General features: G+C 44.0%; 1 pseudogene. It reads left to right on the forward strand.

The window, feature by feature from the left end:
* Positions 1-234 (forward strand): annotated as a pseudogene (locus tag VC352_RS25065) (LPS biosynthesis protein); the annotation flags it as partial.

A 234-nucleotide genomic window follows, 5' to 3' on the forward strand; every position in this document is an offset into this window, starting at 1 on the left:
TCAGGCTCCTAGCGTCATCCTCTCCAAGCGTAAACTTAAAAAGCCAAAATGTAATGTTCCGACAAGCTACTTTGGTTTGGCTGCCCATGACAAATGGCTGGTGGATTATTATCAGCCACGTATTCTGCTAAATGATCGTAATGTTAGTTTCTATGCGCCTTTCTTGAGTTTTGATCTGAGCGAGAAGGGGATCATCTTTGTGCAAATTGCGCATTCCAGTACGGTAGAGGGATC

Origin of the sequence: Pseudomonas sp. C11, assembly GCF_034683865.1 — a bacterium.
In the GTDB taxonomy this organism is placed as follows: domain Bacteria; phylum Pseudomonadota; class Gammaproteobacteria; order Pseudomonadales; family Pseudomonadaceae; genus Aquipseudomonas.